This window comes from Oenococcus oeni DSM 20252 = AWRIB129 (genome assembly GCF_000372485.1).
GTDB classification, from domain to species: Bacteria; Bacillota; Bacilli; order Lactobacillales; family Lactobacillaceae; genus Oenococcus; species Oenococcus oeni.
On sequence record NZ_AQVA01000008.1, the window covers coordinates 82,758 to 91,646 of the forward strand.

Consider the following 8,889-nt stretch of genomic DNA (forward strand, 5'->3'; position numbering starts at 1 on the left):
TGTAGTGTTAAACTAGTTGGCATGAATGAACGAGGAATGTTGTTTTTGCTTTCCGGACCATCCGGTGTTGGCAAGGGGACGGTTAGAAAAGCTTTATTTAAAAGAAATCCGCATGAGTTGCTTTATTCAATTTCGGCAACTACTAGAGAAGCACGCAGGAACGAGGTTGATGGTAAAGATTATTTCTTTGTCAGCAAACAAAAATTCGAGCAGATGATTAATGAGGGGCAAATGCTTGAATACGCCCAATACGTCGATCAATATTATGGTACGCCCAAGACATGGATAGACGAGCAGCGCCAGCAGGGTAACGATGTTTTCATGGAAATCGAGGTTAATGGTGCAATGCAGGTTCGTGCCAAAGTTCCTGATGCCATTTTGATCTTCCTCCTGCCACCTGATTTAATGCAATTAAGGAATCGCTTGGAACTCCGCGGAACAGAGTCCGATAAGGTTATCGATGAACGCTTAAAAACAGCTCGTCAAGAGATTTTAATGATGACCAACTATGATTATGCGGTTGTAAATGATAAAGTGGATAAGGCAGTTAAAAAGGTTCAGACAATTATCGGAGCCGAAAGATTAAAAGCTAAGCGTCTGGCTAACAGCTATATAAAAATATTGGAGGGTTAAGATGAGCCTAATGTATCCGTCAGTCGACGAATTATTAAATAAAGTCGATTCTCGTTATAAATTAATCGCTTTGGCATCGAAACGTGCTAAAGAATTAGAAGAATTACCACGTTTGAAAGATGAATTATTAAAATTAAAACGTGAAGAAAAACCAACTGATCGCGACAAGAAACAAATTCAAGAAATTGCCGCTCAATTGGAAACTTTAGTCGGTCCGACTTTGGATAATTATAAGTCGGTTAAGCCTATCGGAAGAGCTTTAGAAGAAATTAACGCCGGTAACGTTCAGATTGATCCGGTTAATAAAGATAAAAGCGAAGATTAATTCTTCGCTTTTTTTGTTTTATGGGTTTTTAAAAAAGCGATTAAAGCCGGCAAAAATGTCACAACAATAATTGCCAGAATAATCAGTGTAAAGTGCTCGTGAACGAAGGTAATATTGCCAAAAAAGAATCCGCACCAGACGGCTATTGTTGACCAGGAAAAAGTTCCAATTAAGGAATATTTGAGAAAGCGCGAATATGGAAAACCGGATCCAGCAGCAACGAAGGGAGCGAAAGTTCTAATGATCGGCATGTAGCGGGCTAGGATGATAGCAGCCGCACCATGTTTTTCGTAAAATTTTTCGGTTTCCCTGATTTGTTCTGGTTTGATAAAATGACCGATTCTTGTATTTAATAATTTTTTCCCAACTGTTTGGCCGATGAAATAATTCATAGAATCGCCAATTAACGAAATAAGGAAAAAACCGACCCATAGAGCCCAAACATTCAAGATGTTGTCATTGTTCGCCGACAACGCTCCGGCGGCGAACAGGAGCGAATCTCCGGGCAAAAAAGGCAACACAACCGCACCGGTCTCTATCAAAACAATAAAAAAAATGAAAACATAACTCCAGATGCCAAAAGTATTAACAAAATTAGCCAAATGAGTGTCGATGTGAAGGAAAAAGTCGATTAGAAATTGCATACCGATTAAGTATATCAGTCGTTTACGATAGCTGATCTAAAAACACATATAATGGAAATATGGACTATAAAATTGGCCAAAGAGTAACTGGAACTGTTTCCGGAATTCAAAATTACGGTGTTTTTGTGCAACTTGATTCGAAGACACAGGGTTTGGTTCATATTTCGGAATGCAAAAACGGTCGGATTGATAATTTACCGGAAGAATTTCATATAGGGCAGCCGGTCGAGGCAATTATCCTTGATATCGACAACTATAGTAAAAAAATTAGTTTGAGTTTTCGTCAATTATCGATTCCAAAAGTTCATGCAAATCCAAAACCTGGAGAAAATCGTAATATTTACAAGCATTTTTGGACAGCGACAAGGGTAAAGGCCGGTTTTAAGCCAATCGCAGAGACAATCGAGGCTAGCAAAAGCGAAGCTTTAGGCCGAATTCGGGGAAATAAAAAATAATTTTGAGTTTTTTTCGCAAAAGTTGTTGACGTTTGTTGGAATATTATGTACTATATTTTAGTCGCGTGTTGTTCAAAGCGATTTCGAAAAATGGACGCTTAGCTCAGCTGGGAGAGCATCTGCCTTACAAGCAGGAGGTCACAGGTTCGATCCCTGTAGCGTCCATTGGGAATGAGAAATCATTTCCAAGAAACAATTTCGTCGCCGACTTAGCTCAGTTGGCAGAGCACCGCTCTTGTAAAGCGGGGGTCGGAGGTTCGAACCCTCTAGTCGGCAGAGGGCTTCCTCAAAAATATGCGAACGTAGTTCAGTGGTAGAACATCACCTTGCCATGGTGGGGGTCACGGGTTCGAGTCCCGCCGTTCGCTTTGCCACTTATCGTGGCTGCTGCCGGCGTGGCGGAATAGGCAGACGCACAGGACTTAAAATCCTGCGGTAGTGATACCGTCCCGGTTCGATCCCGGGCGCCGGCATGTTTGTTTAAAAGCAAACAGCCAACTGATCCACGTTGTGTAAACATGGTAAGTTAGCAGTAATTTGCACCATTAGCGCAATTGGATAGAGCGTCTGACTACGAATCAGGAGGTTGTAGGTTCGACTCCTACATGGTGCATGGGTCAAGTAATTGACCGTCTGAGTACTAACAAGTGATTGTTTGTGTACTGAGTAGTTTGACTCGGGACATAGCTCAGTTTGGTAGAGCACCTGGTTTGGGACCAGGGGGTCGCTGGTTCGAATCCAGTTGTCCCGATTGGGCACTTGCTCAATCGATCGCGGTGTAGCTCAGCTGGCTAGAGCGTCCGGTTCATACCCGGGAGGTCGAGGGTTCGATTCCCCCCGCCGCGATTGGCCCGAATTAGGACCTTTAGCTCAGTTGGTTAGAGCAAGCGGCTCATAACCGCTCGGTCGCTGGTTCGAGTCCAGCAAGGTCCATTTGGCCCATTGAGTTTCTGGAGAATTACCCAAGTCTGGCTGAAGGGAACGGTCTTGAAAACCGTCAGGTCGGGAAACCGGCGCAGAGGTTCAAATCCTCTATTCTCCATTGCCGTGAGGCAAATTTAATATTATCGCGGGGTAGAGCAGTCTGGTAGCTCGTCAGGCCCATAACCTGAAGGTCGTTGGTTCAAATCCAGCCCCCGCAATAGGTCACTTAGTGACCGACCTGAATGTTTGGCTATTACATAGAAGATGTTCAAGAGGTTCCATGGTCTAGTTGGTCTAGGACGCCTCCCTGTCACGGAGGAGATCGCGGGTTCAAACCCCGCTGGGACCGGTCGATAGCAATATCGATGTAGTCAAGGATTGGCTCGGTAGCTCAGTTGGTAGAGCAAAGGATTGAAGCTCCTTGTGTCGACGGTTCGATTCCGCCCCGCGCCATTGGAGATTTCTCTCCTTTTGCGAATGTAGCTCAATGGTAGAGCTCCAGCCTTCCAAGCTGGCTACGCGGGTCCGATTCCCGTCATTCGCTTTGGACTATTAGCTCAGCTGGTTAGAGCGCTGTGTTGATAACGCAGAGGTCCCAGGTCCGAGTCCTGGATGGTCCATTGGCAAACAGGCATTTTATTATGAATGTTTGTTTGCCACTTTTTATATTATTATGATTAATAGTTATTTTAATCAGCTGGAGATTTACTCAAGAGGCTGAAGAGGCGCCCTTGCTAAGGGTGTAGGTCGGTTTATCCCGGCGCGAGGGTTCGAATCCCTCAATCTCCATGTTGCTATGTTCTGAGGGTGTATAAAGCCCATTGTTAGGCATTTTTCGGGCTTAATGTTGTTCTGAGTATGCTCCTTGATGACGGAAGAAAGTAATCAAAAAAGTAATCAAATTTATTGAAAAGAAAGGTCAGTAAATGGCTTCACGGACATGATCCATTTCCTAAAGCAAGTAAATATTTCTTGCTTTTTTTAGTATCGGATTGGATAACTTAAACAATGTCAAGAACACCAAGTCCTAACTTACTGTCGATTCAACTTAAGAAATTGATTTTACATATTTTTGTGTGTTTGGATCAATTTATATTGCTGTTTTTGAAATTATAGTTAACTGACTAAATTAAACTTTTATATCGCTCCTAAACAAAGTAGCAATAAGTTATTTGAGACTCTAATTCCCAAAAAATATAGTTAACTTGTAGAGTTTTACAAAGATATTTTATTTATTAATTGATATTCCTTTAATATAATTAAATTAATTTAGTTTTTCTTATTAGGTATTAAGTGATATAAGTAACAAGATTAAAACTTTTTAATTAAGAAATATGTAAAACTAGCGAACGCTAACACATATAATGACTTGATTCATAAATAAAATCTCAAATGAATGCGAAAAAAATAAAAATTGCTATTCTTTTTCTTTCATATCCGTGGCTTGAATTTTCATCGTATTGCTCTTATTCATGAAAATTAAAATTAATTCAGTTTGGAGTCTGAAATCAAATAACATAACTTTTATCCTTAATCTTTAAAAATTTATTTAATTAATTAAAGCTATTTTTTGAATTGTTTTAAATATCGACTTGAAAATAGTTTATGAAGTTTAATTCCCAGAGTGGAGTTAGCTGCATCAATATCTGTGTACATGGCCGTTGTGATTTTGGTAAGTAAAGATGATAACTGATCCAATTCAGTATCAGAAAGCACTCTAATAAATGGGGGAACTTCTTGAGCAGCGGATTCAATTTCTTCTCGACCCGCGCTTGTTAAATTAACTAAGTTAATACGCCTATCATTTGGCGATTTCGTCAAAGTTACCAAATTATATTTGACCAGTTTATAGACAAATTCACTAGTAGATTGGGGCGACATTCCTAAACGTGTTGCCAGTTCTCGTTGTGATAAATGATCCTCATCAGCCAATGCTAATAAAATCTTCCCTTGACCTTCGACTGTCAAACGTGGTCGAGCTTGCTTTATAACATCATCATATATTTTGCTGAGTTGTTCGTACTCCGTCAATTTCCCGGCAATCAATTCTGCTTTGATCTTATTTGTCAAAATTATCACTCCATCTACTATTTCCTTAAATATACAACACTCCAAACATCTATACGACTACGACTTGACAATTTATTCAGGTGCCCTTACTATATATTTTGTCAGGCGCCCTGATTAAATTATGAAAGGCAAAAAATGAGTAAAGATAATGTAATTCAAGTGACGAATATTCAGAAACGGTTTGGAAACAAAACGGTAGTGCAGGATGTTTCTTTTACCATCAAAAAAGGTGAGATTTTCGGCTTATTGGGCCCAAACGGAGCTGGAAAAACCACTATTTTAAGGATGATAACGACTTTATTACGTCAAGATGCGGGACAAATTTTGTTGAATGGCTTTGATACATTGACACAAAGTCGTTTGGCTCGTCAACAATTTAGCGTGACCGGCCAAACTACAGCGATTGATCAGGATTTGAGTGCGCGTGAGAATTTAATGATCTTCGGTAAGCTGAATGGATTAGCTAGCGAAGCCGCTCGTAGCCGTGCCATTGAACTATTAACAGATTTTGACTTAGTTAATTCAGCTGATCAAACCTTAGCAACATTTTCTGGTGGAATGCGTCGTCGATTGGATTTAGCTATTAGTCTGATTGGAAAACCATCTATCCTTTTTTTAGATGAACCAACCACTGGATTAGATCCACGCACAAGGGTACAAATGTGGCAGGCAATTCAAAAATTAGTTGCTCAGGGTTCAACAGTCTTGTTAACAACCCAATATTTGGAAGAGGCGGATCATCTAGCTAATCGAATTGCTCTTATTGATCATGGCCAAATGATCACAGTGGGAACTCCAAGTGAATTAAAACAACAAGTTGGTGGTATGCAACTTCGATTAGAGGTAACAGATTTAAAACAGGTTCCACAAGCGCAGAAAATTATTCAAGATATTTTGGCAGTGTCTGTTCATGTAGACGAACGAACACTGATTGCATTACTTAGCAACACAGGAATGCAATCGGCTTCAAAGATTTTGGATCAGTTTCAAACTGCAGGGATTGCTATCAACAATTTTGCCATTGAAACTCCATCATTAGATGACGTTTTCCTAAAGATGACAGTTGGAAAAAATTGAGGAGAAACAAATTATGAAATCAGCCACAACAAAAAATCTTGTTTTTAACAACATACTAACTATGACGCACCGTAACTTACTGAAAACTTTGCATAATCCCGATAATTTTAGTGACGTCATTATGCAACCTGTGATCTTCACGTTATTGTTCGGATACCTATTTGGCGGTGTCATTGCTGGCAGTGTTCACGCCTACTTGCCAATGCTGGTATCTGGAATTCTGGTTCAAAGTATTTTAAACGCTGCTTCAGGTTCGGGACAACAACTGCGCGAAGATATTAATGCAGGGGTCTTTGACCGATTCAAAACATTACCGATTTCGCCCATCGTACCGTTGGCGGGTCAATTAGTCGGCGACATCTTCCGACTATTACTTTCAGGAATAATGGCTTTAATAACAGCCTTTTTAATGGGTTGGCGGCCAACAGCTAACTTGCCGGCACTTATTGTGGCTCTATTATTGGCTATCTTTATTGGCTGGTCTACCTCGTGGATTTTTGCCTTAGTTGGTTTAATTGCTAAGAATGCAGAATTAATTGGAAGTTTATCAATGATTATTATATTAGTGATGACATTTCTATCTAACGCCTTCATTCCAACAAAGACATTGCCACATTTTATTCAAACGCTAGTTAAAATTAATCCAGTCAGTTTAACAATCACAGCAATCAGGACAATTTTAAAGACCGGTCATTGGAGTAGTAATGCCACAATGGTATTCATTAGTGGAGGGATCATTATTTTAATATTCATGCCATTAACTGTATTTATTTATCGGCGGCGGCGCTAAAAGAGAACTAAGCAATGTACAAAAATAAGAAATTTGTAAGATATTTCTTGGTAGAATTTTAAACAAAAAAATATCTTTTTCCTAAAATTTAATTTATTTATCTCAGCCAAAGCAAAAAGAAAGATATAAATATATTATCGACACTAAAGGGAATGCTATAACATTTGCTAGCAGCCACTCAATTGTTAAACTAATTAATATTTGTGATGAAGCATATTAAATTAGTGGAACAAGAAGTGAAAAACATTCAAGATATAAAAACCTTCTCCAGAAGTTGCCAAAGGGGTATGGAATACTGCAAACCGAAACTAATCAAATAGTGCAAATGATTAGTTTGAATAAATACAAAATATTTGTAGGATTAATAAAAAAGATAGAACTTTTTCAGATATATTCAGATATATAGTAGATTTGCAGAGTAGCATGATGATTAACCTAGTAGTTATTATTTCAGTAATTGGTTCTCGTCTTCTGGAAATTCACAGGTTAGAAGGTATCTTAACCATTTATGTTAGCTTACTAATTGGGAAAGATAGCTAGACAGTAATTCGTATGTCGAATGCAATGGACAAATTTTTCTTAATTCTTCTATATAAGTTATCTAGAATCTTTGCCTTAAAGTTCATATGCTATAACAAATATATACATATTTCGTTGTTCCAAATGCCACTCGTATAGTGAATTTTCTTTGTCCTCTAGAAAAACCGATATAAAGTTTTTTCATTATTTCTTTATTTGTATAACGAACGCGCTCTGTTAGAAATAACCTTAATCGGTTCCCATTTTACCGCTAAGCATATTTCCTAGATAAAATAATCTTTCTTCAACTTTTCTGATCAAAATAGCGTCAGGGGAAAATATAAGATTTTCCTTTTTGAGGTATCGACAATTAAAACATAGTTTCTCCCTCAGTAACCAAGCTGATTTTTAAAAAATAAAACGGACTTATCGCACAGGTGCCTGCACACCGTTCAAGCGAATGTTGTAGGAGTTCAGAAAAAATGATAGGGGGGATTGGTGTCTGATAGGGCGTTCACAGAACCGTTCGCCTGTTTTCAAAATGCGGAAAGTAAAACTTTTTTATAGGCTGTTTAGGTCCTATAAATGCCCATACAAAGGCGTTTGATTGTCTCTAGGAGTCTCGACAATAAAGGAGTGATTAATGGTCCATATCTGGTTTAGTTTGAGACGCTATAAGATGCTATAAGACCAAACAGAGAAAAAATAAATAAAGGGGATGCTAATGCCCTAACAACGGTCTTAGTAGCCATAAAACACACAAAAAACAGCCAAAAATAAGCGATTATTTGCCATTATTTGCCGTTTTTAAGCACTTTCACAGAGTAAAATTGACAGTAATAAAGCGATTATATCTGCGTGAATTTGTAACGCCTGACTTAGCGCCAATTAAGAGGAATAATGAAGCAAACCAAATACGAAGGGGAAATAGTGGATAGCAAAGAGCAGTTACGAGATCAGCTTCAGCCTCTGTCCCCTAATAAGCTGCTCCTATACTGAAATTTGGTACCAAAATCATTAGATTTTGTGTCATAATGATAAAAATCAGAATAGGAGTTTTTTTATGAAATATTATTCAGATGAATTTAAAAACAACATCGTTAAGCTTTATCACAATNAAAATCGTTCAAAGAAATCCTTAGCCAATGAATATGGGGTTCATCCAACCACCATCAGTCATTGGATCAAGCGGGCCAAATTAGTTGAACTACCTGACGGTGGCGTAACGAGTGTTGAAGCCTTCAAGCAACTACAGAAAGAAAACCAGCAGTTAAAAGAAGAAAATGAAATTTTAAAAGCAGNGGCGGTGTTACTGGGAAGGCATTAGGCAAAGTTAAAGCCATAGACTTTATCAACGAACAATTATGTAAACACCGCCTCTGGATAATCTTGAAAGCCTTAGGGCTTTCTAAAAGTACGTATTATCATTGGAAACACTATCAGACAAGTCGT

The 8,889-nt window shown here is 38.7% G+C and carries 8 protein-coding genes and 15 tRNA genes; 21 read left to right on the forward strand and 2 right to left on the reverse strand.

The window, feature by feature from the left end; genetic code table 11:
* The first annotated feature begins 21 nt into the window (after nt 1–21).
* Together gmk and rpoZ are read left to right on the forward strand one after the other, a co-directional pair.
* Entirely contained in the window at nt 22–633 is a 612-nt protein-coding gene (gmk, locus tag A3G9_RS0106545; protein WP_002820308.1) for a guanylate kinase, read from the forward strand.
* Between the two features lies 1 nt (nt 634).
* Nucleotides 635–958 carry a DNA-directed RNA polymerase subunit omega gene (rpoZ, locus tag A3G9_RS0106550; protein WP_002816998.1) on the forward strand — a complete coding sequence of 108 codons (324 nt, stop codon included), beginning with the start codon at nt 635–637 and terminating at the stop codon, nt 956–958.
* Here the strand turns inward: rpoZ and A3G9_RS0106555 are convergent.
* The gene (locus A3G9_RS0106555) at nt 955–1,602 is read right to left on the reverse strand and encodes a VTT domain-containing protein (protein WP_002821540.1); all 648 of its coding nucleotides are present in this window, start codon (nt 1,600–1,602) and stop codon (nt 955–957) included. The genes rpoZ and A3G9_RS0106555 overlap by 4 nt on opposite strands.
* Nucleotides 1,603–1,661: 59 nt before the next feature.
* Between A3G9_RS0106555 and A3G9_RS0106560 the strand changes: the two genes are divergently transcribed.
* The 16 genes from A3G9_RS0106560 (at nt 1,662) to A3G9_RS0106635 (ending at nt 3,770) form a co-directional block, all read left to right on the forward strand.
* Nucleotides 1,662–2,057: a CvfD/Ygs/GSP13 family RNA-binding post-transcriptional regulator gene (locus A3G9_RS0106560; protein WP_002819093.1), complete on the forward strand. Its 396-nt coding sequence runs from the start codon at nt 1,662–1,664 to the stop codon at nt 2,055–2,057.
* A 92-nt stretch (nt 2,058–2,149) separates the two neighbouring features.
* Nucleotides 2,150–2,222, forward strand: a tRNA-Val gene (locus tag A3G9_RS0106565).
* A 38-nt stretch (nt 2,223–2,260) separates the two neighbouring features.
* Nucleotides 2,261–2,333: transfer RNA gene (locus tag A3G9_RS0106570), tRNA-Thr, on the forward strand.
* Nucleotides 2,334–2,353: 20 nt separating this feature from the next.
* Nucleotides 2,354–2,425, forward strand: a tRNA-Gly gene (locus A3G9_RS0106575).
* A gap of 21 nt (nt 2,426–2,446) precedes the next feature.
* Nucleotides 2,447–2,530 (forward strand) — tRNA-Leu (locus A3G9_RS0106580).
* Nucleotides 2,531–2,596: 66 nt separating this feature from the next.
* A tRNA-Arg gene (locus A3G9_RS0106585) sits at nt 2,597–2,670 on the forward strand.
* 64 nt (nt 2,671–2,734) lie between these two features.
* Nucleotides 2,735–2,808, forward strand: a tRNA-Pro gene (locus A3G9_RS0106590).
* Nucleotides 2,809–2,829: 21 nt separating this feature from the next.
* Nucleotides 2,830–2,903 (forward strand) — tRNA-Met (locus tag A3G9_RS0106595).
* Nucleotides 2,904–2,916: 13 nt separating this feature from the next.
* Nucleotides 2,917–2,990: transfer RNA gene (locus tag A3G9_RS0106600), tRNA-Ile, on the forward strand.
* 19 nt (nt 2,991–3,009) lie between these two features.
* Nucleotides 3,010–3,099: transfer RNA gene (locus A3G9_RS0106605), tRNA-Ser, on the forward strand.
* A 26-nt stretch (nt 3,100–3,125) separates the two neighbouring features.
* Nucleotides 3,126–3,199, forward strand: a tRNA-Met gene (locus A3G9_RS0106610).
* Nucleotides 3,200–3,255: 56 nt separating this feature from the next.
* A tRNA-Asp gene (locus A3G9_RS0106615) sits at nt 3,256–3,330 on the forward strand.
* Between the two features lie 31 nt (nt 3,331–3,361).
* Nucleotides 3,362–3,434 (forward strand) — tRNA-Phe (locus A3G9_RS0106620).
* A gap of 20 nt (nt 3,435–3,454) precedes the next feature.
* Nucleotides 3,455–3,525: transfer RNA gene (locus A3G9_RS0106625), tRNA-Gly, on the forward strand.
* Nucleotides 3,526–3,527: 2 nt separating this feature from the next.
* Nucleotides 3,528–3,601, forward strand: a tRNA-Ile gene (locus A3G9_RS0106630).
* Between the two features lie 79 nt (nt 3,602–3,680).
* Nucleotides 3,681–3,770: transfer RNA gene (locus A3G9_RS0106635), tRNA-Ser, on the forward strand.
* Nucleotides 3,771–4,544: 774 nt separating this feature from the next.
* Here A3G9_RS0106635 and A3G9_RS0106645 read toward each other — a convergent pair.
* On the reverse strand, nt 4,545–5,051 hold the full coding sequence (locus A3G9_RS0106645; protein ID WP_002821541.1) for a MarR family winged helix-turn-helix transcriptional regulator: 507 nt from the start codon (nt 5,049–5,051) through the stop codon (nt 4,545–4,547).
* A 135-nt stretch (nt 5,052–5,186) separates the two neighbouring features.
* Between A3G9_RS0106645 and A3G9_RS0106650 the strand changes: the two genes are divergently transcribed.
* The 3 genes from A3G9_RS0106650 to A3G9_RS0106665 all read left to right on the forward strand — a co-directional run bounded on the left by A3G9_RS0106650 (nt 5,187) and on the right by A3G9_RS0106665 (nt 8,764).
* Nucleotides 5,187–6,128, forward strand: coding sequence for a daunorubicin resistance protein DrrA family ABC transporter ATP-binding protein (locus A3G9_RS0106650; RefSeq protein ID WP_002821542.1), 942 nt, complete (start codon nt 5,187–5,189; stop codon nt 6,126–6,128).
* A 13-nt stretch (nt 6,129–6,141) separates the two neighbouring features.
* Nucleotides 6,142–6,918 carry an ABC transporter permease gene (locus A3G9_RS0106655; protein ID WP_002821543.1) on the forward strand — a complete coding sequence of 259 codons (777 nt, stop codon included), beginning with the start codon at nt 6,142–6,144 and terminating at the stop codon, nt 6,916–6,918.
* Nucleotides 6,919–8,500: 1,582 nt separating this feature from the next.
* Complete coding sequence (locus A3G9_RS0106665) at nt 8,501–8,764, forward strand: transposase (RefSeq protein ID WP_018025273.1); 264 nt, start codon at nt 8,501–8,503, stop codon at nt 8,762–8,764.
* Nucleotides 8,765–8,889 lie beyond the last annotated feature (125 nt).

What these genes read in the sequence shown, in the direction of transcription:
- gmk (WP_002820308.1), top strand. Translation starts at nt 22, where the DNA reads ATGAATGAACGAGGAATGTTGTTTTTGCTTTCCGGACCATCCGGTGTT.
- rpoZ (WP_002816998.1), top strand. Translation starts at nt 635, where the DNA reads ATGAGCCTAATGTATCCGTCAGTCGACGAATTATTAAATAAAGTCGAT.
- A3G9_RS0106555 (WP_002821540.1), bottom strand. Translation starts at nt 1,602, where the DNA reads ATGCAATTTCTAATCGACTTTTTCCTTCACATCGACACTCATTTGGCT.
- A3G9_RS0106560 (WP_002819093.1), top strand. Translation starts at nt 1,662, where the DNA reads ATGGACTATAAAATTGGCCAAAGAGTAACTGGAACTGTTTCCGGAATT.
- A3G9_RS0106650 (WP_002821542.1), top strand. Translation starts at nt 5,187, where the DNA reads ATGAGTAAAGATAATGTAATTCAAGTGACGAATATTCAGAAACGGTTT.
- A3G9_RS0106655 (WP_002821543.1), top strand. Translation starts at nt 6,142, where the DNA reads ATGAAATCAGCCACAACAAAAAATCTTGTTTTTAACAACATACTAACT.